Raw genomic sequence first — 24763 nt, forward strand, 5'->3', positions numbered from 1 at the left:
TCTCCACCACCAATATGTTTTAGTTGTCATCATTATGCTGCTAAGCTAATTGTATTTACTTTTAAAAAACAAGTGGAACTAAAAATTTGTTTCTTTTTTTATACCACTTATAAAAGACCTTCCGGCTATTAATGTTTTTAACTTAAATTTCCGCCATGTTATCGCATGAAGAACAAATTAGCATACTAGCTCACTTATCGAAAGCCGACAATGTAGTTGCCGAGGAGGAATTTAGACTCATCATGTTTATTGCTGATGGTCTTGGGATTTCTGAAGAAAAGACTGCCGAAATAGTCAATAATCCTCGTCCTATCCCAAAATTGATAGACCTTCCACCTGATGAAAAGTTTAATTACTTATTCAATATCATCCGTATGATGAAGGCAGATGGCAAGGTACATTCGAATGAAATTAAGTTTTGCGAAAAACTGGCTTTAAATCTTGGATATAAGCCGGGCGTAATTGCTGATCTCTCTGCATACATTTACAAAGACCCAAGTATAAATTCTAACAGAAATTTCTTGCGATCTGTAGCAGATCAGCACCTAATCCCACTGGATGAGCGTGAAGAAGAATAAACTTCTCTCCATTGCACTAGCTTTTTTTTGGTTCTCAAGTAATGCTCAAAACATGCCTGATGCAGTCAGCTATGAATTGCGTGCTGCAGACGAGGATATTAAAATTGATGGTAAGCTAGATGAGCCTATATGGGACAAACTGCCTAGAGGTGGTGGTTTCGTTCAAACGTTTCCTACTGACAATACGCTTGCAATTGATAGCACTCAATTTATGGTTACCTATACAGGTAAGGCTATAATAGTAGGTATTATCTGTTATGATTATCTAGATGGCGACTACATAGCTACTACGCTTAGAAGAGATTTTAATTGGCGTGTAAATGATAATGTTTCGGTCTACTTAGATCCCTACAATGATAAAACCAATGGCTTCACCTTTCAGGTAACACCAAACAACGTCCAAAGGGAGGGGCTTGTGCTACTAGGCGGTGATGTGAGGGATGATTGGGACAATAAATGGTACAGTGAGGTTCACAAGGGAGAAAATTTCTGGTCTGTAGAAATCATGATCCCATTTAAAACGATCCGATACAACAATGTACCTCAATGGAATTTTCAAGTATTAAGGAACAATCAAAAACGTAACGAAATAAGTGCTTGGATACAAGCACCACAAGGATTTCGGCCTAGCAACATGACCTTCAGTGCTCCGCTTAATTGGGATGAAACGCCTCAGTCAGCAGGATCTAATGTTACAGTTATACCTTATCTGGCAGCCAGCGCTGGAAAAAACCATGAAGAAAATGGGACTACTCAATCTAATTTCGACGCTGGATTCGATGCAAAAGTGGCTGTTTCCAGTTCATTAAATCTAGACCTTACCTTCAACCCGGATTTCTCTCAAGTAGAAGTAGATCAGCAGGTTACCAACCTTCAACGGTTTGAAATCTTCTTCCCAGAAAGAAGACAGTTTTTTCTGGAAAATCAAGACTTATTTGCAGACGGTGGCTTTAGAAGGTCTAGGCCCTTCTTCTCCAGAAGAATTGGGATCCAGGGATCCGGAGATACAAGAAGAAATGTACCCATCATCGCTGGAGCAAGACTGAGTGGGAAAATAGGCAGTAAATGGCGTATTGGAGCGTTAAATATGGTTACCAACGAAGACGCTACCTCAGAAGAGATTTCTCCAGCACAAAACTATTCGGTAGCTGTACTCGAGCGACAGATATTTAATCGATCGAGGTTGAGTGCCATTTTCGTAGGTAGAAATAACCTGGGGAATTCTGCAGTTGAATATGATGCAGAAACACTGGCAAGTACCGGAAGATTAGAAGACCAAAACGGCAATACTTTATCTCCAGAAGATACGCTTATCACCTTGACAGATTACAACTATGTTTTTGGTTTGGATTATAATTTAGCAACGGTAGACAACAGCTGGGAAGGAGATATTTTCTATCACAGATCGGTAGATCCGGATGTTAGCTCTGATGAAAAATATGCTACTGGTGCCTTCATCAGATATCAAAAGCCTGAATATTCATTCCGAGTGAACATTCAACGTATCGGAGAAAATCATAATGCTGAAGTAGGATTCATCCCAAGGCCAGGAGTTACCAATTACGGTTTTGGAGCGCAATACAATTATTTCACCTCCGATGGAAACATATTACAGCGACATGGACCGGAATTGAATCTAGGAGGTGTTTCCACAAACGAATGGGACCGATTGGACAATGATGCTGGACTAGAATATCAATTTTCTTTCCTGAATACCAGCTACCTGGAAATAGGATTTAATTGGAACTTTGTATCGCTAACTTCATCATTCGACCCTTCAGGATCTGATGGACTTGAGCTTGCCGAAAACACACAACATAGCTGGAGGAGTTACAGATTTTTTTATAGAACTGATCGAAGAAAAAACATCATCTTAAGTGCAGGGATAAGAAATGGTGGATTTTTCAATGGAAACAGATTTAATGCTGAGCTGGGACTTACTTTCAGATTCCCTCCAATTTTTCAGATTGAGTTAAATAGTGAATACAACAAAGTAGATCTTCCTGACCCTTTCAGTGATGCAGATTTATATCTAATAGGACCTAGAATAGATGTCACATTGAGTAACAATTTATTCCTGACCACTTTCGTCCAATACAATTCTCAACGTGAAAACCTTGGCCATAACACGCGCTTTCAATGGAGGTTTAAGCCGGTTTCAGATATCTTCTTAGTTTACACCGACAACTATATTACTGACGGCTTTCAAACCAGGAATAGAGCGATCGTATTTAAAGTCAACTATTGGCTCAGTCTCTAAAACCAATCATTCTTCTTTGTCACCGCCAAGAGAGATCATGTATCCGACGGTAAATCCTAACATCCAATGGTTCGAAATATCCGGAGTCTCTGTGGTTAGATCACCTGCATTTATGAAGTTGCTAAAGCTGTAACTAAAAAATCCTTCTAACTGGAAAGTTCCAATTGACAAATCCCTAAACATGCCTCCTCCTAGCCTGGCACCATATCCAATGTCTCGATCTCGAGATTCATCATAGGTATAAAAATCAGCACCTCCTAAATTATTGCTATTGGGTTCTGAATCCAATTCCGTACTAAGTAGGAATTCCATATACAGCCCTGCTGAAACAAAATATTTGTTTTTTCCACCAAAGTATCCGAATCCTTCAAAAGGAACCTCCAAGTAATTCATCCTAGCTGTATAGGTTGGTTCATTTGTTAAAAAAGTTTGTTTCCAACCTTTCTGGATATAATTAACTCCAAACTGAATACCTGAATTAAGGAATGATTTACCTTTTTTAGGAAGGTATTTAACAAATACTCCACCATTTACTCCAGGTAAAAAAGTTGAATTCAGATTCAGATTAAAAATGGTATGCTCAATAAATGTTGAGGAAGCATGTCCCCCAGCTTTAACCCCCACATACGTCGTTTGCGCCACCCCTACATTAACCAACAACACAAGGCAGACCTGCCATATTTTCCTCATTTATTTATTTCTTTTTTGATGCCTTTTTTGGCTCTTCTTTCACCATTTTTTTATTGGCACTTCTGGGTCTGGATGTTCCATATGTACCTTTAGAAATCTTACCTCTTCTGCTTTTTTTATCTCCCTTTCCCATAATCTTATTTTTTTCAAAAATAAAATAAAGATGGATATGCTCAAGGATAATGCTTATTCTTGAAGCTAATTATCAAACCTATGGACCAACCTATTATCACAAATGATGCCGTAATTTTTGGCATGCTTATGCTCATGTTGGGCGGAGTATTTTACACCTCTTCATTGGATCATCCGGGATGGAAAAAATTCTATAACTACGTTCCCGCATTACTAGTATGCTACTTCCTTCCATCATTAATGAAAGCAATTGGATTGATCGACCCCTCGCAATCGAGGTTGTATTTTGTGGCTTCCAGGTATTTGCTCCCAGCTAGTTTGGTAATGCTCACAATTAGTGTTGATTTAAAAGAAATAGCTAAGCTTGGTTCTAAAGCTGTAATCATGTTCGTTACAGGAACTGTAGGAATAATGATCGGAGGTCCGCTAACCATTATGATCTTTTCGCAAATAGCTCCAGACTTGGTTGGAGGTGTTGCCCCCAATGAAGTGTGGAGAGGCATGACTACCATAGCAGGCTCATGGATTGGTGGTGGAGCAAATCAAGCCACCATGAAGGAGGTATTTGAGGTGAGTGATGAACTGTTCTCTACGATGGTAACAGTAGACATCATTGTGGGCAATACATGGCTTGGTATTTTAATCGCAGGGGTGGCTGTTACAAAATTGATCGATAGAAAATTGAAAGCAGATGCTTCATCTATCGAGGCTTTAAAAAACAAAATGGAAGCATATCAAGCAAGTGTATCTAAGATTCCTAACCTTACGGATTTAATGAAGGTACTCATGGTTGGATTTGCCTGCACTGGGTTTGCCCATTTTTGCTCAGATCTCATTGCACCGTATCTAGAACAATTTCCTTCCTTGGAACAGTACAGCCTTACATCAGGATTTTTCTGGTTGGTAGTAATCGCCACTACATTGGGAGTCGTATTATCATTCACCAGGGCGCGTGAACTTGAAGGAGTAGGAGCTTCGCGAATAGGTCGTGCATTCATCTACATACTTGTAGCTACAATTGGTATGAACATGGACATCTTAGCCATTTTCTCAAACCCAGGATATTTTTTCCTTGGTATAACATGGATTCTATTTCATGTATTGCTACTTGCTTTGGTTGCCAAGCTAATTCGAGCACCTTATTTCTTTATAGCCGTTGGTAGCACCGCCAATGTTGGTGGCGCTGCATCTGCTCCAGTAATAGCTTCTGAGTTTCATCCCTCGCTTGCTCCAGTTGGAGTTCTTATGGCTGTATTGGGATATGTCTTGGGAACTTACGGCGCGTATCTATGTGGATTAATGATGCAAGGAGTAGCAGGATAATCATATTAGTATGCAACAACATCATATTGACATTTCGGTAAAGGCTTCTTACTATACACTAAATGAGCTAACTGCTAAAACTGAGAGAGTATGGATTGTCTTTCATGGCTACGGCCAGCTCGCTGAGTTTTTTATAAAGAAATTCGAAAGACTAGATCCTGAGAAAAACTTTATTATCGCTCCTCAGGGCTTATCAAAGTATTATCTGGAGGGTGTTTATGGACGTGTAGGAGCTTCATGGATGACTAAAGAAGATCGTCTGACGGAGATAGAAAATCAGTACTCATACATTGATTCAGTACTGAAGCAATTTGATACTCTTGCAAGCAAGCAACTTATATATTTTGGATTTTCTCAAGGAACTGCGACCATGGGTCGTTTTGCAGCTCATGCGAAGGTTCCTTTTCATAAGATGATTATTTGGGCAGGCACTTTTCCTCCGGATACAAACCCAGAAGATTGGAGCTATTTAACTGGAGATGAAGGGATACATTACTACACCAGTAAAGATGATATTTACTTCAAGGAAGAAATGATTCCGGCTCAAAACCAAGTGGTAAAAAATGCGATTGGCAAAGAACCACAGTTGCACTGGTATGATGGAGGTCATAAAGTAATACCAGATATTGTGGCTACGCTTTAACCACAAATCCATCGTTTCTCTCCATTTATACAAGCACGTTTTGAAGACAATTTAGGATGCGGTAATTTAAGTGTATGAAGAAATTATTGGCACTGGTGTTACTGTCCCCTATTCTATCTTTTTCGCAACATGAAGAACAGATCAAAGAAATCTACAATGAGGCACTCACTAATGGGCGAGTCTATGAAGACTTAAGGGTGCTATGTAAAGAAATTGGAAATCGACTTTCAGGTTCACCAGAAGCAGCGGCGGCAGTAGAATACACTAAACAATTGATGGAGTCTTACGGGTTTGATACTGTATACATACAACCGGTAATGGTACCACATTGGGTTAGAGGAAAAAAAGAGATTGTTCGCGCTTTGAATTCTGACAAGCATGGAACATTTGATTTCAACTCGCTTGCATTAGGGAATTCCGTTGGCACAGGACCTCAAGGAGTATTGGCAGATGTAATAGAGGTTAGTGGCATAGATGAAGTAAATAAGCTAGGTAAAAAAGTAGAAGGAAAGATCGTTTTCTACAATGGTCAAATGGATCAAACCATTATAAACACTTTTGGTGCATATGGAGGTGCTGTTGCCCAACGCTCCTCAGGTGCATCAGAGGCGGCAAAGTATGGTGCAAAAGCAATCATCATTCGTTCAGTGACCAACCGCCAAGATGATATTCCTCACACAGGATCATTAAGATATAAAACGCTAATCAATCAGATACCAGCTGTGGCGATTAGTACAAATGATGCAGATAAGCTGAGTCAAATCTTAAAAGAACAATCCCTTAACGTATATATAGAAACTCACTGTCAGCAGCTCCCGGATGTGTTGTCTTATAATGTTATCGGCGAGATCAGAGGCTCAGAATTTCCTGACGAAATAATAGCCGTAGGTGGCCACTTAGACTCGTGGGATGTAGGAGAAGGAGCTCACGATGATGGAAGCGGATGCATGCAAGCAATTGAAGCAGTGAGACTTTTTAAAGCACTAGGAATAACTCCTAAACGTACGCTTCGCGCAGTTATGTGGATGAATGAAGAAAATGGCTTGAGAGGAGGACGTGAATATGCAAGAGTGGCGAAAGAAAAAGGAGAAAATCATATTGCGGCGCTAGAGTCTGACTCTGGAGGGTTTCAACCAATTGGATTTTCAAGTTCGGGTACGGATGAGCAAAAGGAGCAACTCAAGAAATGGCGAGATTACTTTCTTCCCTATCGAGTTTGGGACTTTGATCAAAATGGTGGCGGAGCTGATATAGGCCCATTAAGTTCACATGGCACCTTACTTATTGGCTTAAGACCAAGTACTCAACGCTATTTTATTTATCATCACACTCCTGCAGATGTATTTGAAGCAGTGGATCGAAGAGAATTGGAGCTTGGAGCAGCCAGCATGAGCGCTATGATCTACTTGTTAGATAGAGAAGGATTGAAGTAAATGAATTTCAGTAGAGAGTTACTATTCTTTTTTAGTGCGTTGGGTGCTTTCAACGGGCTTATTATAGGATTGTATTTCTTACTATTTGCTAAACCTAAACATCGATCTAATTATTTCCTTGGGATTCTATTATTAGCGCTGAGTATACGGATTGGCAAATCGGTATTCTTGTATTTCAATGATGATCTAGCTGCTATATATCTTCAATTAGGTATATCAGCTTGTCTTTTCGTCGGACCCTCATTGTTCTTTTATCTTAAAGCTATCACCCGTCCAACGCGCTCGTTGCAATGGAAGCTACATTATGTAACACTACTTATCGCAATCGTTGCCATTGGCATCATATATCCATGGGAATTTAACCCGAAACTCTGGCGCTACTTTTTCAATGCTATCTACCTAATATGGCTTATATATTTAATCGCTTCCGCTGTCACAATAAAGGATACGATAATTAGACTATTCAAAAGGTCTGAAAAACTATCTCCTATGGAGATATGGATCATCAGCATATACTTTGGAAACTTAATAATATGGATCGCTTATAACACCACTCGATACACATCATATATAGTAGGTGCGCTTTCCTTTTCCTTTGTATTCTACTTATTGATACTTCTGCTAGTGCTAACTAGAAAAAAGGATCCCAGTTTTTTGAATAAGTATGTTAAGTATGGAAATAAGAAAATTGATCCAAATGAAGCTAGCGACTTACTCAACCAACTTAATGACCTTCTCATTAAGGAAAAGCTATATAAAGATGCGAACCTCAAGCTTGCTGATTTGGCTCAAAGACTAAATGTACTCCCCCATTATTTATCTCAGTTGATAAATGAAAGTCTAAATAAAAACTTTACAAGCTATCTAAATGAATATAGAATCAACGAAGCAAAGCAGCTCATAGAAGCAGAAAATCACTTAAAACTGGAATCCATCGGGTACGAATGCGGGTTCAATTCCAAGTCTACCTTCTATACTGCCTTCAAAAAAGCTTCGGGTACTACGCCAGCTAAATTCAAAGAGAATCTGGAGTCTTGATTTATAAATCCGAATTCCTGACTTATAAATAATAGCTTTTCAAAAAGCGGAAATAAGTACTGTTGTCAGAAATCTCTCTGACATGAAAAAAATATTAATACTTATTACAATCGTCTTTAGCAGGTTAAGCTTTGCACAAACTGCACAAGATATTGACCAACTCTATTCGTCTTTTGACGAAAGTCATCCAGCAGTGGCTGCTGCCGTAATTCACAAAGGAAAAGTCATTTATCAAAAGGCATTTGGCAGTACGCATTTAGATCATGGGATACCGGCGACAATAGACACTAAGTTTCAGATTGGTGGTTTATCAAAGCACTTTACTGCATTCGCTATATACCTTCTCGAATCACAAGGTAAGATTGCCTTTGATGATGACATTAGAATATACCTCCCAGAATTACCTCAATACAAGAAGACAATCACCATTCATCATCTATTATCACAAACTAGCGGCCTACCTGATTTTTGGACATTAAAGAACATTGCAGGCTGGCACAGAGATGATGTATTCACACAGACTCATGCAATGGGAATTATTCAAAAAATGAAGCCAGCATTTGATCCTGGTGATCAATATATCTACTCAAATACCGACCAACTACTGCTCGCTCAAATCATCTCCAAAGTGTCGAACATGAGTTATTCAAAATTTATGGATCAAGAACTTTTCAAACCACTCAAAATGGACAACACAGTCGTCCTTGACAATTTTGAACAATTCATACCAAACACTGCAGCATCCTATGAGCCGACTCAAAATGGCTTTCAAAGAAGTGCATTAAACTACGGTATTGTTGGCCCTACCAATATATACACATCGGTTTCAGACCTTACAAAGTGGGAATTAAACATGATTGATCCTAAGATCGGCTCGAAGGAATTGGTTGCTAAACTTTACACGCATGCTCAATTGAATAATGGAGAGACCATGGACGCATTATTCGGCAGGCTTACTATGGCTCAGCAATTATATCATCTTGAAAGAGGTGTTCCAAATTATTATCAAACAGGGACATTGGGAGGATATGCCAGTTCGATCTTTAAGTTCATTGATAGTGAGTTCACCACTATTGTTCTCAGCTCCGGTATACCGTATAGTGGTTACCTAGGAATGCGTACAGCGTACATGTTCTTAGAAGATCAATTCACTGAGCCTGAGCGTATTGATTTCATGAAATTAAAAACGAAGAAGTTATCAAATAAACAGTTTGAAGAATATGCTGGTACGTATTGGAATGCTAAAAGTGGATATTCAAGAACTATCACACTTAAAAACGATACACTCAGATATGTAAGAGGAAATAGCGAGAGCACCATCCTGCCTCTAGGAAAGGACCAGTTTCAGATGATCAGTTTTGGAGATGAGAAAGTGATGGTTTCATTCGAAAGCACCGAAGACTCGAAGCGAATGTTAGTCACTATAGGTGATAGTGATCCAGTATATGCAGAACGCAAGACATCAATTTCATATTCTAACGAAGAACTTGAAGCTTTTACAGGCACATACTTGTGCAAGCCTTTGGATGTGGTCTATCAATTTATTGTTGAAGATGGTCGTTTGGTAGCGAAGAACATTCGTGTAGGCACTATCCGCTTTACACCGATAAGTAACAATTTATTTGAAAGTGATCAATGGTTTTTTGGAGGGATACAGTTTCGAAAAAACGGATCGCAAACCGAAGGGTTTACTCTTTCTCAAGAGGAAGTTCCTTCACTCTGGTTCGAAAAAATATCTAGTTAAAACAAAGTCAAACTTTAATCAACTCAAAATGAAAGCAATTAAACTAACAATTATTGCGCTAGCACTGCTACTATCGTGGAATATCAATGCACAACAAGGTAAGTCTGAAGAAGAACTCATCAGAGAAACCTTAATGCATTACATCGAAGGCACTGCCAACGGTGAGCCTGAAAGAATAAAGAAGGCATTTCATAAAGACTTAAATCTTTATACCAGTGACAAAGGTCAATTGAAGGTGCGCTCTGGTGAAAAATACATATCGTATTTTAAGGAAGGTCAGAAAGTTGATAGAGTCGGGAAAATTATTTCCATTGATTTTGAACAAAATGCTGCCATGGCCAAAGCAGAAATAATCTTCCCAAACAAGCGAATATTCACTGATTACTTCCTTCTATTGAAGTTAGAGAATGAATGGAAAATAATTCACAAAAGTTATACCTGGCGAAATCCATAATTGAATCTGGCGATATAAAAGGTTGGTGATTGAATCACCAACCTACTTTTCTCTTTTTCTTGAATAACCTTTCTTCTTTGAAAGCTCTTTCAATTCTTCTATATCAAAATCGATCACCTTTATGAAGTTTCCAAACTCTGCGAATTCTGAATAAACACCGAATTCACCTAACTCTGAAAGATTCTCAAGCTCGTCCATCATTTCAGAAAGCTCCTCATTGAGTTCTGTTCCTAGATCTGAAAGATCTATAACTAGTGCTTCTTCCTCCAACTCAAATAATTCTTCAAGTTCAGATAATTCAGACAACTCGGATAATTCAGACAACTCGGACAGCTCGGATAACTCTGAAAGTGAAGATAGATCGGCTAGACTAGATAGCTCAGACAACCTAGACAGCTCTTCCGACAATGAGGAAAGTCCCTCAATTTTCGTAAGTCCCTCCTTTTTAGATTTTTTCTCTGCGTCTTGTGCCTGACCAGAAAATGCGATTCCTATGATCAATAGAATTAATGATACCTTTTTCATCTTTTAAGCAAGTTTTTATTAATGTACCTTCGGATTAAATAAAGGTTACAATCTCAATTAATTTTCTTTATGATAGACTTAGAAACGCAGAGATTAAAGTTCCGACAATGGTCTGAAGAGGATTTTAACTCTATATCCAATTTTTTCTCTTATGAGTCTACTGCAAGGTATGTTGGAGGCATCAAATCAGCCGAAGAAGCCTGGCGATTGATGGCAACTTATATCGGGCATTATGAACTGCATGGATATTCATATTTAGCAATCGAAGAAAAAAGTAATGGTAATTTGATTGGTACTGTAGGGCTCTGGAATTCAAAACCTTGGCCGGAACCTGAATTGGGATATTGGCTTTTACCGGAGTGCCAGGGAAATGGATATGGCGTTGAAGCTGGCACGGCAGTTAAAGACTTTGCACTGGATCAACTAAAACTGGATTCACTTGTTAGCTATATTGATTCAGATAATGCACCATCTGTCAAGCTTGCCCAAGCTCTAGGAGCCACTTTTGATGGTGAAATTGATCTGTTGGATTTTGGACCACATCAGGTATATAGATACAAATAGTCGGCATTTGGGTGACATAGGGTTGTCATTAGTTGTTATTTATTTGCTTTCAATTCAGTGGACTACCGCAAGATTATACATATCGATATGGATGCTTTTTACGCATCAGTAGAGCAGTTGGATAATCCTGAGCTAAGAGGAAAGCCTGTGGCTGTAGGAGGAAACTCTCAAAGAGGAGTTGTCGCGGCTGCTAGCTATGAAGCTCGTAAGTTTGGTGTTAAATCAGCCATGCCATCGGCAAAAGCTGCAAAGCAATGTCCACATTTGATATTTGTGTCGCCACGCTTTACTCGCTACAAGGAACTCTCTTATCAAATACGAGATGTATTCTTCGAATATACGGATTTGGTAGAGCCACTATCACTGGATGAAGCATACTTAGATGTCACTGAAAATAAAATAGGCCTCAATTCGGCAACTCTGATAGCAAAGGAAATAAAGAAGAAAATTAGTGATAGAACCGGTTTGATCGCATCTGCTGGTATTTCCTATAATAAATTTCTAGCTAAAACTGCATCAGACATGGATAAGCCAGATGGGATTTACGTGATTCTACCCAACGAAGCAGAAGATTTTGTGGCCGCATTACCCGTTCATAGGTTTCATGGTATAGGCAAAGTGACTGCCGAAAAAATGGTCAAAGCAGGAATATTCACAGGTAAAGATTTGCGCAAGAAGAGCCTTGAAGATCTAAAATTAAGATATGGAAAATCGGGTCAATACTATTTCAATATATGTAGAGGTATAGACCATCGCGACGTACAGCCAATTAGAGAAACAAAATCTGTCAGTGCGGAGAGAACCTTTGAAGACAACTTGTACGAGTTGGCCAATATAAATGCAGAGATTGAGAGAATAGCTCGAATTTCCTTTGAACGCTATCAACGAAGCAAAGCCAGCGATGGCCATACCATTACCATAAAATTGAAATACGCAGATTTCAGGCAAATTACTCGAAGCAAGACGTTGGATAAAGCCATAAATGATGAAGAGGCCTTTGTTGAAATAGCCCTGTCATTAATGACTGAAAACCTGCTTGATGAAAGTGGGATTAGATTAATTGGTGTTGGCATTGCCAATTTTAGAAAAGATATCGAACCGGAAAAGCCTAATCAACTGACATTAGAATTTTGAGCTCCCATCATCCTCATCGTTCAGTAGATGATCCAGATCATATTCTGGAGGAAATGGACTTAACTCCTCTTTCTCTACCTTAACCCGTTCTTTCTTTTCTCTCGATGACCTCCCAATAACAAAGTTTAAACCTATCCTCGCATCAAGTCCTCTGATATCTCCTGTAGATCTTGCCGCATTCAAGACATCGTCAAACACCCCATAAAGCTGAAGTGACCCTACACGGATCCCAAAACCACCCCCTACTTTGACAGACCTAAATTGATCTTTTGAAACAGTACTTGATAAAGTAAGTACCCTTCCGATTTGATGTGTATAGCCTATTCCGTATCCAAATTCTGTAGAATTATATGAAGACCTTTTGTAAGCTATACTTCCAGACACATATCCATTCTCTGTTATTAAATAATTAGCTCCTGCAATTACTCGAGCACCTATTGCTGTCTTGAATTCATCCACTGTCGAATTAGTTGCTGTCCATGCATCGAGGCTATCTTCCAACGCATCAGCAATATCAATATCATTTACATCATCAAAACCACCTAATACGACCCCTTCATTTTGAAAAGTATGGCTTTCTATGTCCTGTTTCCAGTTTATAAATCCAATATCATTGACTGCAAGTGTCACATTCAGTTTGTCATTGACATCCATGTCCGCACCTAGATCAAAGGCAAACCCAGTATTCCTGTTCTGACCAAATCCAATTGCATACCCTGTCATATTCTCACCTTCTATTTCATTCAACCCAGCAGTTCGAATAGTAGCATTATTAAAATTCACATTGATATCAAAAGAGTTTGGATCTGTTAACATTGTGACTGAAGCATCATCCGAAACGCTGGCATGCGCAATACCATGTAGATATTTCACTCTTGTCCCCACTCGCAAGATTTTATCCGTCATCACAATTATTTCTTGCGAATAGCCAAGTCCGACTTCATTATACACAATACCACCTCCTCTAAGACGACTTTCTTCTACACGCTCCCCTATAAAGTTTCCATTTCCATTGACAAAGTAGTTGAGAAAGCTAACAGGATAATTGAAACCTCCATCAAATCTAATGTTGGCAAAAAGCGAGAATGCCCGATGTCCAGATCTTACCCCAAACTGGAAGATGGAAACATCACCCATCATACGCAAATTATCTCCATCGCTCAATTGCGCCAGTGCTCCATGCAAATCCAGTTTGACGGAATCAGTGCCTTCAACTGGCTGCATCAGTTGATTATAGCTAAGGCGGGTATTGATTTTAGTATTGAGTCCTGAAATCCCTGGAAGGGAAAAATAGAATTCTGCGTCAGGGAAAAAAGATGCATTATTAATACTTGACTGAGGGGTAAATCCTCCCATATGATAGAATGTAAGATCAGATTGACCTTGTGCAATATTGAAGAACATTGCACCTAAAATGAAGAATACAGCTATTTTTTTCATAAATCGATACTCACTTTACCTTCTGCAGACAATTGAATTTCCAGTTTATAGTCAGAGAATATTTTCACAAAATCTCCATCTGCATAACCTATGGTAAAAATGTTCATCGTGGCAGTAACACCAGTAGATTGAAGAAATGCAGCAATTCCCTCTTCATCCAAAGAGATTACTGATGTGCTCATTACTACATCATTCGTTCTACTGTCCGCACCTACTTCTGGTGCTTGAATTAAGGTTATCTCTTCCAATGTATAGATCGTATTACCCTTGTCGTCTGTAAAAGACAAGTCTAATACTCCATCAAAGGGTATTTCATTGGTGACCTGTACATTGATTTTTAGCGAGTCAGCATCTTCCAAATCAGATCCTGATACCGATAAATCAAAGTCTTTCGAGAAGCCATCCATCCTAAAGTCAAGGGGTATTTCAATCGTTGAAATGATTTCGATGTAGCTACTATCAAATAAGAAATTGTTTAGATTATCAGATCCTGCAATGTTTGGTATCGCGGTAACATCAAATAAAATTTTATTGGGTGTAGTATTCAAAAGATCATCAACATTGCTATTTGACTTATCGATCGTAAACGAAGAAGAGACTGATTCTCCTAGTTGAGTCTCATTTGGAGCGTCTACAAATTGCGGATTATCTACAACTGTACCATCAAGTACTAGCTGTGATTCATCAGCATCGATTGCAACTACTCCATTCAGATCAGTTCCCAATTCAACACCAAATGTATTTTTAAAATCCATTGTGATCGTTGGGTTGTTCAGAGTAAGTCCACCTTCATTAAAATCGTCAAATGCTGAGATCACGATGCTGTCTCTCTGAATCTCCACAGGGTCAGTGCCAAAGTCTCCAAAAATTGCAGAAAACTCAGACTCGATAAATTTCAATTCTATAGACATTTGATCATCTGCACTGATCGACTTTCCAGCAGGAATATGAAATATTAGGTCTAGTGTTACATTAAAAATATTTGAACTTCCGACCCGCTCTGTTACATTTTTCAGCCCATTTAAAGATCTAGATTGTGAATCAGAAGCTGATCCTGCAGGCAATGTTCTCGTAAAAACTACGGGTTCACTATCGAGATTTTGTATGTCGTTCAGCGTAAAAACATAATCTATCTCCACATCAAAATCTGATGTTAGGGTATACTCCAATGTTCCTCCTTTGAAGAAAGTAGAATCTACCTTTTCACCATCCTCCGGATTGAACTCGAATTCAAAGTCCTTGGTGGGAACACTAACTATATTAGCCGCTCCGGTTGCCGAAATATCAGCATCAAATGGATTATAGCTTTCGGCATTGGTGATATCGCTGATATTTATAAAAGATTCGGTGTCATCAAAAAATGAGGTGTCACGATAAACGAAAGAAAGTGAAAAGTCCGATCCTTCAATCACCTCGAGCGTCTCGTCTTCAAGATCTTCGACCAGCTCTCCTGCTGTATATTTTATATTCCCAATATTTAATGCAAAGGTGTTATTCAGTGTTGGGTTTTGGACTTTGTCGAATTCTAATGAATTGAAGTCGCAGCTGAAAATAGAAGCTGCAAGAATTACAGCCAAAAGGAATTTGTATCGGTTACTCACTCTTAATGATTCGCTTATTGTGATGGAGATTAATACTCCTACACGCATTAGATGCTCGAACCACAAGAACCCTGCGGTCTATTTAAAAAATAATAGCTGTACGCCTGTATCGATATATTACTGGCGTTTCAAGAAAATAAAATCTCCACCTTCATCACCAGCCTGAGATATCGGACCATATTGTGGTACTTGACCATTTGGGCTGTTGTTGATTACAGCCACCTTAAATTGCCTAAACAATTGATCTGCAGATATAAGTGGTGCTTGGTTGCTGACCAGGTTTTTAAGTAAGTATTTTATGAATACACTTTCATCAGGAACCGTCTTTAATGTACCGCTCGTCATGGCTTTTCTACTAGGCAGTTTATATACTTCCAAAATAGCTCGACTGTTATCAAATACGGCTCGTTCTTTCAAAATCCCTCCGCTAAAGCAGGCATCAGAAATAAGAAGTGTATGCTTCGACTTGATCCCACCGACATAGTCTCTAAGCGTGCTATTCGAAAGCCAGTATGATTTAGATTTTAATGAGGCATCACTGGGCAACCAATAGCCCTGGTTTAATTGTTCATTCCAAATACCGTGACCAGCATAGAAAATCAACAGATTATCTTTCTCTGTGACAACACCAGCAAGCTTATCCAGCTCATAAATGATATCCTCTCTTTTGGGATTTTCAAGAACAGTTACATTTTCTTGATCAAACGAATAATGGTATGTCAAGACTCCTGCGAGTTGTTCTGCATCATTAATTGGATTGTCAAGATCATCTATTCCTTCATCCTCATATTGATTGATCCCGATGATTAGTGCAAAATATTTTCTTTTCCCAAGTTCATTTACCAACACTTTTCCAACTCCATCATCCTCAGCAATAACTTTTGTAGGAATATCTTCAGCCTGCATTACGATTGGTGTACTAGCTACCTCCTCTTCTTTAAAAAGTGTAACTGTACCAGACACAAATGGAGGACATGTGTTTAGCTTCATGTCCCCCTTCCATTTACCTGTTAATGTTTCTTTACCATTATTTAATGAATATTCAAGCGTGTTTTTAGCCATGCAGGATATTCCAGTCCGGTAAATAATTTCCTTTCCAGTTATTGTAATTTTTCCATTCACAATACTTCCCTCGATCAGAGATTTAATGGAATCATTCTTCGATAAATTTTTAGCAAATACGTACCCTGTAATTTCTTTTCCCTTTTGCGTAAGCTCATACCTAAGTTGGGTATGGTCTTTTAGAAATGTTGAAGTCCCAAGCCAGGTACCTGTAATATTAAATTCTTGGGAATAGGTGTGTGAACAGAGCGCAACAAGTAAGGTGATTAAGGTGTTTCGCATGCCATCAATATACGGCATTTAGTTCCGAATGGTCTGTCCATTCGATAAATACCTTGTTTATTCGTGACAAATCATAAGCTAAAAGCTATGAAAAGCTGCAACCTTCAATTTCCTCTATCAGGCCTTCTCCATATGCAGATGATGGCGTCTGAAAGCCAGCTTTAAAGTTTCCTTCAAAAACTTTACGAGCGATTAATACTGAAGTTAATGCAGTCAGTGTATACCCATTAGGCGTTTTTAATCTTGCTTCGATTGTTTTATCGCCATCGCTAACCTCACCCCACAAAAACATGGAAGCTTTCTCACGCTTTTCGTCTCTTGGACCATCCGGACGTTTATCCATTTGTCGCATGAGATAATTCTTGATGATGCGTGATTTGATGATGAATGATAGTCTTAATGTCTTTTTAAGCTTACTAATCTGTTGCTCATCTGTTCCGGAAAACACCTCAATATTTGGGATACCAGTACTGTGATAGGCTGTAGAAACATCACCCCATGAAATACCCATAGATATTTGGGAGAAGTCTCCATAGTCTACTTCCCTTAAAGACTTGCCCATGACCACTTCTTCATACTCTCCATTTCTTCTGCGAATCTGTGGATCTCCAAGGTTCTCGATCATAGTTTTTGCAGTTCCGCGTGACAACTTCCCTCCTTTACTTACAAATGCAAGTGTAAGATCAGTCGCGGAAGGCAGTTTGTTTTGTAGATGCTTTGCCAGACAATCCGACGGAACAACATCAAAACCAGCTCCTGGCATTAGCATAAGGTTCTTTTCTGCAGCTATCTTATCATAACCCTTAACAAGGTCAAAAACTTGATATTCACCGGTAATATCTAAATAATGAGTTCCAGTGACGATACATGCATCAACCATGTCCTTAGCTGTGTGAATAAATGGTCCACCACAGTGAATGACAAGATCTCCCTTTGTCAGCCAGTTTTCGAGTTTATCTTTTTCAGAAACCTCTAAAACATCATATTCGAGATCATGCTTCTCAGCGAAGTCTTTTGTTTTCTCAGCATTTCGTCCCGCTATTAAAGGCTTGATGCCATGTTTAAGACATTCGCTAACTATTAAACGGCCGGTATATCCGTAAGCACCATAAATAAGGAGGTTGTTCATTCTTTGGGTATGTTATTGGCAATTCTTACTCTTAATTCTCAGTGCTAGGGTTGGGGCTGTTGAATGTTAAAGTTCTTCTTTTTTATGCATGGCGCCAAGTGACTTAACAATTCTCTTTCCACAAACTAAATAACATAGCCCTAGGTATCTGATAATCAACTATTTTCAAATTGAAATATTTTGAATATTCAAAACCCGTGCCGAATCATCGTCGAATGTAAATTTCTAATAAGATATCAAAAAGGGAGTTGCTATTTTAGAACCAACCACTTAGTTCGAATTTCTCTTTTGAAGAATCCAACATCCGTCCTTTTTCACATTTAAGTACTCGATGAGGGAATTTTTCAATGAATTTATGATTGTGTGTTGCCATCAATACGGCAGTCCCGCTCGTATTTATTTCCTCAAATAGCTTCAAAATTCCTTCACTGACATCAGGATCTAAATTTCCTGTAGGTTCATCAGCGAATAGGATTTGAGGTTCGTTTATCATTGCTCTCGCAATCACTACACGTTGCTGCTCACCCCCAGAAAGCTGGTGAGGCATTTTAGCAGAAATTGCTCCTAAGCCTACCCTCATTAGAACTTCTGCTATTCTATTCTTCATTTTGGCCGCATCCTTCCAACCTGTCGCTTTCATTACGAACGTAAGGTTCTCCGCTACCGAACGGTCATAGAAAAGTTCGAAGTCCTGAAAAATTATCCCAATTTTTCTACGTAAATATGGAATATCCTTCGATTTGATATTGCTGACAGGAAACCCTACTACCTCTGCATGACCTAAGCGAAGTGGTAAATCAGCATACAATGTCTTCAAAAGAGAAGACTTGCCACTTCCCGTTCTTCCAATGAGGTAAACGAACTCTCCTTTGTCTATAGTGAAATCAAGCTCACTAAGTACAGTATGGTCTTCCTGAAAAATGGAAGCGTTAGATACACGTACAATTGGCTCTTCAGAAAACGACATTATTTATTTATAGCTCTAACTTTTGGAGCTTGCCATATGGCAGTCCATTAATGAGGGTTTTTAATTCCTCATCTTTGCCTTCAAGGCCAAACTTATCCATTCGCTTTAGTGGCCTATCGGTTCTGAAGTAGGCCACCAAAACAAAGTTCTGATCACGTATTTGGATGTAATCAGGAATCTTAGCTTTTCCTTTGACTTTGATGATGTACATTTCTTCTAAAGTAATTAAATCTAACGATTCCATCATCAACTAGGAATTAAATTATTTGTTTGATTTTTTGTAGTCTGCTAAAAACTTCTCCAATCCTGAATCCGTCAATGGATGTTTTAGCAATCCAGTTATGACGCTGAGCGGACATGTTGCTACATCTGCTCCTATCTCTGCACACTGGATGAGGTGCATATTGTGACGAATAGATGCCGCAAGAACTTCTGTTTCAAAACCGTAGTTATCGAAAATTCCTACAATCTGCTCAATGAGTGCCAAGCCATCCATCGAGATATCATCTAATCTCCCGATAAACGGAGAAACATAACTAGCTCCAGCCTTAGCAGCAAGCATTGCTTGTCCTGCATTAAAAATTAGTGTACAATTGGTTCGAATACCTTCTGCAGTCAATGCTGAGATTGCCTTCACCCCATCCTTGATCATCGGAACCTTTACAACAATCTTATCATCGATTTTTGCCAATTCCTTTCCCTCTGCTACCATCTTTTCAAATTCTGTAGCTATTACTTCAGCACTTACATTGTCGTCAACAATGTCACAAATGTCTTTGTAATGCTTCAATATATTGGCTTCTCCTGTGATGCCTTCTTTGGCCATCAGCGAAGGATTAGTGGTTACACCATCAAGCACGCCCAAATCTTGAGCCTCTCTTATTTCGTCAAGGTTTGCAGTATCAATGAAAAATTTCATTTGGTAGGAAGTTAAAGTGAAGAATAGTCAGCAAAAAAAATGGCAAACGAAGCATCGCACCGCTACAACCACCTACCCTTGCTACCGTCAGGTCCTGGGGGATTCAGCAGGAGCTGGTCGTACCCGTTTGCCGCTGCAAAATTAGTAAATAGATCAGTAGGATCTAAGGATTATTTTAGATTAGTATTCTTCGAGTGATCGATAATACAATTCTTCCTCATGAATTGGCTCGGATTCGACTTTTATTTCTCCAAAAAAGTCGTCTTCTACATCAAGGCGATCATCAAAATTGGAGCCTCCTTCGTGAAAATCGTATTCAAATATTTCCATGTGATCAAATGTAGATGCTCAATTGATTCAAGATGGAAATTCAAGGTTAAGCTTTGGTAATGGAACTATTACTTTGCGTCAAATTCTCTGAGGATTTCAACCATTTCGCTTAACATCATTGCTGTAGCTCCCCAGACGGTCCTACCTTCTAAATCAAAATATGGACAATTCAGCTCAAATCCATTCCTGACCGTCATTATTTTTTCTTTGAGCTTGTCAGGATCAATAAGATCAGCAATTGGTGGAGTTATAATATCATGAACTTCTCGCTCCTCAGGGACAAATTGTGGTATCGATTCTATTTTACCTATTACCGGCAAGACCATGAAATTACTAGCAGCAACAAAAAATTCTGATAAACTTCCAATGATTTCAACCTCCTGATGCTTAATGCCTATCTCTTCGTTTGCTTCTCTCAGGGCCGTTTGATATTGATTTTTATCTTCTTCTTCAAACTTACCTCCGGGTAATGCCATCTGCCCACTATGAATTCCATCATAATTAGGTCTTTGAATCAATGGAAATCGTACAATTCCACTGTCTTCATATAACAAAATCAAAACACCACCTTTCCTTGCAAGTGTTGCATGCTTCATATTTAACGGAGCACCGTTTAACATTCTTGGCTTCATTTTTTGATGCGCATCATCTCCGGGCATAGCCTTTTGCACACGCTTCTCCAAGAATCTGGTCAGTTCATCGAAATTCATTTGGCTGCAAATTAAGCACGACTAATTCATTTCACATTTATAATTATATTGAACTACCATCGCTAATCACCTAAATGGAAGATATCCCTAATTATGTAGCAGCTACCTTTGTTGCAATTGTAATAGCAGTACTTGGCTTTTTGTATTATGCCATTAGCACGGCTTCTCCAAGTAAAAAAAGCATTACGCCGTCTTTAGTGTTGACTCTAATTGTTGGCTGGATCTTTTTTATCAGCGTTCAAACTTTTAACGGATATTTCACAAATCTATCTGGTATCCCTAGGCTACCACTGATGGTGGGAATAACCGTTCTAACCATTATAATCTTATTCATTTGGCCACGCACGAGATCTATTCTAATGAATATGCCGATTACTACCCTTCATTATATACACATTGTGCGCGTACCAGTTGAGATGGTATTGTGGTGGCTTGCTGTATCTAGAGCCATTCCGATGGACATGACTTTTGAAGGTGGGAATCTGGATATTATTTCAGGAATCTCTGCTCCATTCGCAGCAGTTTTTATGGTAGGCGCAAGAAGTAAAAGCCGAGTCGGTGCCATAATATGGAATATACTTGCACTAGCACTCCTTGTAAATATTGTTCAAATGGCAATTGGTTATATGCCGTACTTCTATACTCCTTCGGGAGGCGAAACTGCGAACCTTGGTGTATTCTATTTTCCATATGTACTGTTACCTACTTTTATAGTACCAGTCATCTTCTTCAGCCACCTGGTTTCAATTTTTCAACTGATTTTCAAAAAAGATCAATCGCAATTTTGATTGAATCTCTCTTGGCTTGAAAGTTCGTTCAATTCTACACCTTTTGCCCAAGCTTCACATGCAGACTTTGTGTCTCCAAGGTTTAAATGAGCTTCGCCTAAATAAAAATATAGCTCATCAATAAACTCTTTTGATTGGGCAGCTCTTTGATACATGGCAATGGCTTCTTCAAAGTTTTCGTTCTTAGCGTGATAAATCCCTTTGTTTCTGTAAGCCCATCCATTGCTAGGATTCAATACTATACTCCTATTTATATCTTGAATTGCCAACTGCAGGCTATCCATCTCCAGATAAATAAACCCTCTGTTGTTTAAAAAATAAGGCTCGCTTGAGACTACATCCAATGCCCTATTAATTTCCGCAAGAGCTGCTTGATAATTTCCTCTTTCCATTTCTATTAGGCTAAGCAAGCTGTAAGCATTTGCATCATTCTCGCTCAATCCTAGTACCGTATTTACTAGCACCTTAGCTGTATCGTATTTTTCTTGAAAATAGAATATAGTGGCCTTGTTAATGATCGTCTCCGGGTTAGAAGGAATCAGACTATCAGCCACATTAAACCTATTTAATGCCTGATCATAATTTCTCAGTTTTGTTTGCAAGAGCCCTTCATAGAAATAAACGTAAGCAGAATCTTTCTTTAATGTTTGAATGAACTGAACATCTCTAAGAGCATTTGAAAACTGTCCTATTTCTTCATATGCAATGGCACGATTGAATAATGCATCTATGTACTCGGGATCTAAACCAATCGCTTTATTATAATCCAGTATCGCCTCGTATGGGTGATCAGACTCAATCCTCGCGACTCCCCTATTATTTAATGCTGGCGCATAATTGGGGCTTTCTTTTAGTGCCTGATTATAAAATTCAATTGCTTGTAAGTTGTTGCCATCATTCAATGCTCGATTGCCGAGATTAAAAAATCGCTGGGTTCTTTCTTCGGATGACTCACATGAAACTAATGCAGAAACAAGAACTGAAAGGAGTAATAATTTTCTCATATGCTAATTACAAAAAAAGGCCTGCACAAAAGTATGCAGGCCTTCAATTGTAACCTCGATTTTTTCTTACGATTTCCTTACAGATCCACCACTACTTGAATTCGCATCCAAATATTCAGGGTTTCCCTTATACCGAACAGAACCTCCACTGCTCGCACGCGCATCTAATCTTTTCGTTGCCTGTACTCTCACAGATCCTGCACTACTAGCAGATGCTTCTACTTCCTCAGATTCCAAATCATATCCATCGTAATCTCCAGAGCTGCTTGCCTCGACATCCTGGCTTTTTGCAACACCAGATATTTCAATATCTCCAGCACTAGCAACATCCGCATTTACTTCATTAGCTTCTACTTCAAGTACTGCATCTCCCGCACTCGAAGCATCAATTGAGATCTCATCAGCATTCTCAATACTTGCCTCAATATCACCAGCACTGCTAACATCTACATCAAAGTCTTCTCCATTCGCATTAATGGCACCGTCTGAAGTGATTGAAGCAGCCGAAGATGCAGAAATTCCATTGAGTGATTTGTACGTTACATATACTTTCACATCAATATTCCTGTGATTGTTTCCTTCCAAGTGAATCTTTAGTCTTCCTGAACTTACATCAGTGAGTACTTCATCAAGATCATGACTATCTGAAACTATTCGTGCTTCTTCCTTGCTACCCTCTTTCAAGATAACATCGATGCCTTCATGAGCGGATACCTCTGAAAAAGAGCTTAGATTTCTTGTTTCTTCTGACTGAGCAAATGCCGCTCCAGCAACAAGTATTCCTAGTAGTGTTATTACAAATGATTTTTTCATATCTGTCCTTGTTTTTCTGTTAAGAGTTAGGTGAGCTTAAGCTCTGTATACTCTATAGATTATGAAAAAATGGAAAGGTTGCAGACTAGAGTGTGGATTTATGATTTTTTTTGAAATCATCCCATTTGGTGGTCATATAGTGCCCTTCTCCAATAAAAGTAATAATGGGCTCCATCTGATCCGGCTTCAAATAACCAGAAATTGGTTGGATTATTCTTAACTCCTCATCCATAAATACAGTCATGGGATATCCACTTAACTTATTTCCTGTAACAGCATAAGCAATTGAATGTGTCCCCTTCCGTCCTGCATTAGGGATGAATTCAAACGTGTGACCGTTAAACTCTACAGGTTCCTTTTGCTCTGCATTGAACTTAATGGCGTAAAAGTTGTCATTTATATATGATGCTATGACTTGATTGCCATAAGTGTTCTTATCCATAACCTTACACCATCCACACCAATCTGTATACAAATCAATTAATAATTTTTTAGGCTCCTTTTCATAAAGCTCCATTGCCTCCTCGAAAGTCAACCATTTAACTTTCTCTTGCTGTGGAATATCAAAAGACGTCAGTCCAAGGAGTAATACAGATACAAATAAATATTTTAGTGCTCGCATGACAGTAAAACGGGACAACCCCCTGATTTAGTTTCAATACAAAGATAATCAAATGAAGATCGGTCTTCTATCTGACACCCATGGCTACCTTGACCCCAATGTCTTTAAATATTTTAAAGATGTGAATGAAATATGGCATGCTGGAGATATTGGCACGATTGAAGTGCTAGAAGAACTTCAAAAATTCAAACCCACAGTTGCTGTCTGGGGCAATATAGATGGAGGGAAATTGCGTCAAGAATGCAAGGAAGGTGAGATTTTCGAGAGAGAGGGCGTACGAGTATTAATCACTCATATTGCAGCAAAGCCGCCCAAATACAATAAAAAAGTGCTATCCTATGTGAAGCAGTATCAACCTAAGATACTTGTTTGTGGGCATTCTCATATTCTGAAAGTAATGCCAGATAAGATCAACAACCTCCTCTTTATGAACCCCGGCGCCGCTGGCAAGCATGGATTCCATAAAGTAAAGACACTGCTCCGCTTTGATTTAGAAAATGGCGAAATCAAAAACTTAGAGGTGATCGAGATGGGTCCTAGAGCGAAGCTTAAATAACTCCCACTTCTTATTTTACGGA

Annotated in this window: 27 protein-coding genes; 12 read left to right on the plus strand and 15 right to left on the minus strand. The window is 38.9% G+C overall.

Annotated features, from left to right (window positions below):
* Positions 1 to 155: 155 nt before the first annotated feature.
* Entirely contained in the window at positions 156 to 578 is a 423-nt protein-coding gene (locus ACY650_RS00945) for a tellurite resistance TerB family protein (RefSeq protein ID WP_462250818.1), read from the plus strand.
* Complete coding sequence (locus ACY650_RS00950) at positions 559 to 2838, plus strand: DUF5916 domain-containing protein (RefSeq protein WP_462250820.1); 2280 nt, start codon at positions 559 to 561, stop codon at positions 2836 to 2838. Before ACY650_RS00945 ends, ACY650_RS00950 begins: the two co-directional genes overlap by 20 nt.
* Positions 2839 to 2844: 6 nt before the next feature.
* Here the strand turns inward: ACY650_RS00950 and ACY650_RS00955 are convergent, their stop codons facing one another.
* Together ACY650_RS00955 and ACY650_RS00960 are read right to left on the minus strand one after the other, a co-directional pair.
* Positions 2845 to 3528: a porin family protein gene (locus ACY650_RS00955; RefSeq protein WP_462250822.1), complete on the minus strand. Its 684-nt coding sequence runs from the start codon at positions 3526 to 3528 to the stop codon at positions 2845 to 2847.
* A gap of 4 nt (positions 3529 to 3532) precedes the next feature.
* Positions 3533 to 3661, minus strand: a complete 129-nt coding sequence (locus ACY650_RS00960) for a 30S ribosomal protein THX (RefSeq protein WP_462250824.1) — start codon at positions 3659 to 3661, stop codon at positions 3533 to 3535.
* Between the two features lie 80 nt (positions 3662 to 3741).
* Here ACY650_RS00960 and ACY650_RS00965 point away from each other — a divergent pair, with 80 nt between their 5' ends.
* From ACY650_RS00965 to ACY650_RS00990, 6 genes are all read left to right on the plus strand, one after another.
* Entirely contained in the window at positions 3742 to 4983 is a 1242-nt protein-coding gene (locus ACY650_RS00965) for a DUF819 family protein (protein WP_462250826.1), read from the plus strand.
* A 10-nt stretch (positions 4984 to 4993) separates the two neighbouring features.
* Positions 4994 to 5626, plus strand: coding sequence for an alpha/beta hydrolase (locus ACY650_RS00970; protein WP_462250828.1), 633 nt, complete (start codon positions 4994 to 4996; stop codon positions 5624 to 5626).
* A gap of 74 nt (positions 5627 to 5700) precedes the next feature.
* Positions 5701 to 7059 carry a M20/M25/M40 family metallo-hydrolase gene (locus tag ACY650_RS00975; RefSeq protein WP_462250830.1) on the plus strand — a complete coding sequence of 453 codons (1359 nt, stop codon included), beginning with the start codon at positions 5701 to 5703 and terminating at the stop codon, positions 7057 to 7059.
* Complete coding sequence (locus ACY650_RS00980) at positions 7060 to 8097, plus strand: helix-turn-helix domain-containing protein (RefSeq protein ID WP_462250832.1); 1038 nt, start codon at positions 7060 to 7062, stop codon at positions 8095 to 8097. It abuts the gene before it with no gap.
* Between the two features lie 82 nt (positions 8098 to 8179).
* Positions 8180 to 9841 (plus strand): serine hydrolase domain-containing protein, encoded by a 1662-nt coding sequence (locus ACY650_RS00985; protein WP_462250834.1) that lies wholly within the window; start codon positions 8180 to 8182, stop codon positions 9839 to 9841.
* 28 nt (positions 9842 to 9869) lie between these two features.
* Positions 9870 to 10295 carry a nuclear transport factor 2 family protein gene (locus ACY650_RS00990; RefSeq protein ID WP_462250836.1) on the plus strand — a complete coding sequence of 142 codons (426 nt, stop codon included), beginning with the start codon at positions 9870 to 9872 and terminating at the stop codon, positions 10293 to 10295.
* Positions 10296 to 10337: 42 nt separating this feature from the next.
* On the opposite strand, the gene ACY650_RS00995 is transcribed toward ACY650_RS00990, so the two are convergent.
* Positions 10338 to 10820, minus strand: a complete 483-nt coding sequence (locus ACY650_RS00995; protein WP_462250838.1) for a hypothetical protein — start codon at positions 10818 to 10820, stop codon at positions 10338 to 10340.
* A gap of 69 nt (positions 10821 to 10889) precedes the next feature.
* On the opposite strand from ACY650_RS00995, the gene ACY650_RS01000 reads away from it, so the two are divergent.
* Positions 10890 to 11384, plus strand: a complete 495-nt coding sequence (locus tag ACY650_RS01000; RefSeq protein ID WP_462250840.1) for a GNAT family N-acetyltransferase — start codon at positions 10890 to 10892, stop codon at positions 11382 to 11384.
* 57 nt (positions 11385 to 11441) lie between these two features.
* Positions 11442 to 12518 (plus strand): DNA polymerase IV, encoded by a 1077-nt coding sequence (gene dinB / locus ACY650_RS01005; RefSeq protein WP_462250842.1) that lies wholly within the window; start codon positions 11442 to 11444, stop codon positions 12516 to 12518.
* Here dinB and ACY650_RS01010 read toward each other — a convergent pair.
* The 9 genes from ACY650_RS01010 to ACY650_RS01050 all read right to left on the minus strand — a co-directional run bounded on the left by ACY650_RS01010 (position 12507) and on the right by ACY650_RS01050 (position 20958).
* Entirely contained in the window at positions 12507 to 13958 is a 1452-nt protein-coding gene (locus ACY650_RS01010; protein WP_462250844.1) for a DUF5723 family protein, read from the minus strand. The genes dinB and ACY650_RS01010 overlap by 12 nt on opposite strands.
* Entirely contained in the window at positions 13955 to 15559 is a 1605-nt protein-coding gene (locus ACY650_RS01015) for a hypothetical protein (protein WP_462250846.1), read from the minus strand. Before ACY650_RS01015 ends, ACY650_RS01010 begins: the two co-directional genes overlap by 4 nt.
* A gap of 117 nt (positions 15560 to 15676) precedes the next feature.
* Positions 15677 to 16903 carry a caspase family protein gene (locus tag ACY650_RS01020; RefSeq protein ID WP_462250848.1) on the minus strand — a complete coding sequence of 409 codons (1227 nt, stop codon included), beginning with the start codon at positions 16901 to 16903 and terminating at the stop codon, positions 15677 to 15679.
* 85 nt (positions 16904 to 16988) lie between these two features.
* Positions 16989 to 18032 (minus strand): saccharopine dehydrogenase family protein, encoded by a 1044-nt coding sequence (locus tag ACY650_RS01025; protein ID WP_462250850.1) that lies wholly within the window; start codon positions 18030 to 18032, stop codon positions 16989 to 16991.
* Between the two features lie 256 nt (positions 18033 to 18288).
* Complete coding sequence (locus tag ACY650_RS01030; RefSeq protein WP_462250852.1) at positions 18289 to 18999, minus strand: cell division ATP-binding protein FtsE; 711 nt, start codon at positions 18997 to 18999, stop codon at positions 18289 to 18291.
* 7 nt (positions 19000 to 19006) lie between these two features.
* Positions 19007 to 19210 (minus strand): fructose-6-phosphate aldolase, encoded by a 204-nt coding sequence (locus tag ACY650_RS01035; RefSeq protein WP_462254441.1) that lies wholly within the window; start codon positions 19208 to 19210, stop codon positions 19007 to 19009.
* Positions 19211 to 19261: 51 nt separating this feature from the next.
* Entirely contained in the window at positions 19262 to 19918 is a 657-nt protein-coding gene (gene fsa / locus ACY650_RS01040; RefSeq protein WP_462250854.1) for a fructose-6-phosphate aldolase, read from the minus strand.
* 180 nt (positions 19919 to 20098) lie between these two features.
* Positions 20099 to 20248, minus strand: coding sequence for a hypothetical protein (locus ACY650_RS01045; protein ID WP_462250856.1), 150 nt, complete (start codon positions 20246 to 20248; stop codon positions 20099 to 20101).
* 68 nt (positions 20249 to 20316) lie between these two features.
* On the minus strand, positions 20317 to 20958 hold the full coding sequence (locus tag ACY650_RS01050) for an NUDIX hydrolase (protein ID WP_462250858.1): 642 nt from the start codon (positions 20956 to 20958) through the stop codon (positions 20317 to 20319).
* A 74-nt stretch (positions 20959 to 21032) separates the two neighbouring features.
* Between ACY650_RS01050 and ACY650_RS01055 the strand changes: the two genes are divergently transcribed.
* A complete protein-coding gene (locus ACY650_RS01055; protein WP_462250860.1) occupies positions 21033 to 21746 on the plus strand; it encodes a hypothetical protein in 714 nt (237 codons plus the stop codon).
* Here ACY650_RS01055 and ACY650_RS01060 read toward each other — a convergent pair.
* From ACY650_RS01060 to ACY650_RS01070, 3 genes are all read right to left on the minus strand, one after another.
* The gene (locus tag ACY650_RS01060; RefSeq protein ID WP_462250862.1) at positions 21731 to 22750 is read right to left on the minus strand and encodes a tetratricopeptide repeat protein; all 1020 of its coding nucleotides are present in this window, start codon (positions 22748 to 22750) and stop codon (positions 21731 to 21733) included. The genes ACY650_RS01055 and ACY650_RS01060 overlap by 16 nt on opposite strands.
* Before the next feature lie 66 nt (positions 22751 to 22816).
* Complete coding sequence (locus ACY650_RS01065; protein ID WP_462250864.1) at positions 22817 to 23563, minus strand: head GIN domain-containing protein; 747 nt, start codon at positions 23561 to 23563, stop codon at positions 22817 to 22819.
* Between the two features lie 85 nt (positions 23564 to 23648).
* Positions 23649 to 24185, minus strand: coding sequence for a thioredoxin family protein (locus ACY650_RS01070; RefSeq protein ID WP_462250866.1), 537 nt, complete (start codon positions 24183 to 24185; stop codon positions 23649 to 23651).
* Positions 24186 to 24237: 52 nt separating this feature from the next.
* On the opposite strand from ACY650_RS01070, the gene ACY650_RS01075 reads away from it, so the two are divergent.
* Positions 24238 to 24741, plus strand: coding sequence for a metallophosphoesterase family protein (locus ACY650_RS01075; protein WP_462250868.1), 504 nt, complete (start codon positions 24238 to 24240; stop codon positions 24739 to 24741).
* Positions 24742 to 24763: the final 22 nt, after the last annotated feature.

Origin of the sequence: Ekhidna sp., assembly GCF_963691765.1 — a bacterium.
Taxonomy (GTDB): Bacteria; Bacteroidota; Bacteroidia; order Cytophagales; family Cyclobacteriaceae; genus Ekhidna.

Bases quoted from the DNA above. Each gene is read 5' to 3' on its own strand.
- ACY650_RS00945 (WP_462250818.1), top strand. From the start codon at position 156: ATGTTATCGCATGAAGAACAAATTAGCATACTAGCTCACTTATCGAAA.
- ACY650_RS00950 (WP_462250820.1), top strand. From the start codon at position 559: ATGAGCGTGAAGAAGAATAAACTTCTCTCCATTGCACTAGCTTTTTTT.
- ACY650_RS00955 (WP_462250822.1), bottom strand. From the start codon at position 3,528: ATGAGGAAAATATGGCAGGTCTGCCTTGTGTTGTTGGTTAATGTAGGG.
- ACY650_RS00960 (WP_462250824.1), bottom strand. From the start codon at position 3,661: ATGGGAAAGGGAGATAAAAAAAGCAGAAGAGGTAAGATTTCTAAAGGT.
- ACY650_RS00965 (WP_462250826.1), top strand. From the start codon at position 3,742: ATGGACCAACCTATTATCACAAATGATGCCGTAATTTTTGGCATGCTT.
- ACY650_RS00970 (WP_462250828.1), top strand. From the start codon at position 4,994: ATGCAACAACATCATATTGACATTTCGGTAAAGGCTTCTTACTATACA.
- ACY650_RS00975 (WP_462250830.1), top strand. From the start codon at position 5,701: ATGAAGAAATTATTGGCACTGGTGTTACTGTCCCCTATTCTATCTTTT.
- ACY650_RS00980 (WP_462250832.1), top strand. From the start codon at position 7,060: ATGAATTTCAGTAGAGAGTTACTATTCTTTTTTAGTGCGTTGGGTGCT.
- ACY650_RS00985 (WP_462250834.1), top strand. From the start codon at position 8,180: ATGAAAAAAATATTAATACTTATTACAATCGTCTTTAGCAGGTTAAGC.
- ACY650_RS00990 (WP_462250836.1), top strand. From the start codon at position 9,870: ATGAAAGCAATTAAACTAACAATTATTGCGCTAGCACTGCTACTATCG.
- ACY650_RS00995 (WP_462250838.1), bottom strand. From the start codon at position 10,820: ATGAAAAAGGTATCATTAATTCTATTGATCATAGGAATCGCATTTTCT.
- ACY650_RS01000 (WP_462250840.1), top strand. From the start codon at position 10,890: ATGATAGACTTAGAAACGCAGAGATTAAAGTTCCGACAATGGTCTGAA.
- ACY650_RS01010 (WP_462250844.1), bottom strand. From the start codon at position 13,958: ATGAAAAAAATAGCTGTATTCTTCATTTTAGGTGCAATGTTCTTCAAT.
- ACY650_RS01020 (WP_462250848.1), bottom strand. From the start codon at position 16,903: ATGCGAAACACCTTAATCACCTTACTTGTTGCGCTCTGTTCACACACC.
- ACY650_RS01025 (WP_462250850.1), bottom strand. From the start codon at position 18,032: ATGAACAACCTCCTTATTTATGGTGCTTACGGATATACCGGCCGTTTA.
- ACY650_RS01030 (WP_462250852.1), bottom strand. From the start codon at position 18,999: ATGTCGTTTTCTGAAGAGCCAATTGTACGTGTATCTAACGCTTCCATT.
- ACY650_RS01035 (WP_462254441.1), bottom strand. From the start codon at position 19,210: ATGTACATCATCAAAGTCAAAGGAAAAGCTAAGATTCCTGATTACATC.
- fsa (WP_462250854.1), bottom strand. From the start codon at position 19,918: ATGAAATTTTTCATTGATACTGCAAACCTTGACGAAATAAGAGAGGCT.
- ACY650_RS01045 (WP_462250856.1), bottom strand. From the start codon at position 20,248: ATGGAAATATTTGAATACGATTTTCACGAAGGAGGCTCCAATTTTGAT.
- ACY650_RS01050 (WP_462250858.1), bottom strand. From the start codon at position 20,958: ATGAATTTCGATGAACTGACCAGATTCTTGGAGAAGCGTGTGCAAAAG.
- ACY650_RS01055 (WP_462250860.1), top strand. From the start codon at position 21,033: ATGGAAGATATCCCTAATTATGTAGCAGCTACCTTTGTTGCAATTGTA.
- ACY650_RS01060 (WP_462250862.1), bottom strand. From the start codon at position 22,750: ATGAGAAAATTATTACTCCTTTCAGTTCTTGTTTCTGCATTAGTTTCA.
- ACY650_RS01065 (WP_462250864.1), bottom strand. From the start codon at position 23,563: ATGAAAAAATCATTTGTAATAACACTACTAGGAATACTTGTTGCTGGA.
- ACY650_RS01070 (WP_462250866.1), bottom strand. From the start codon at position 24,185: ATGCGAGCACTAAAATATTTATTTGTATCTGTATTACTCCTTGGACTG.
- ACY650_RS01075 (WP_462250868.1), top strand. From the start codon at position 24,238: ATGAAGATCGGTCTTCTATCTGACACCCATGGCTACCTTGACCCCAAT.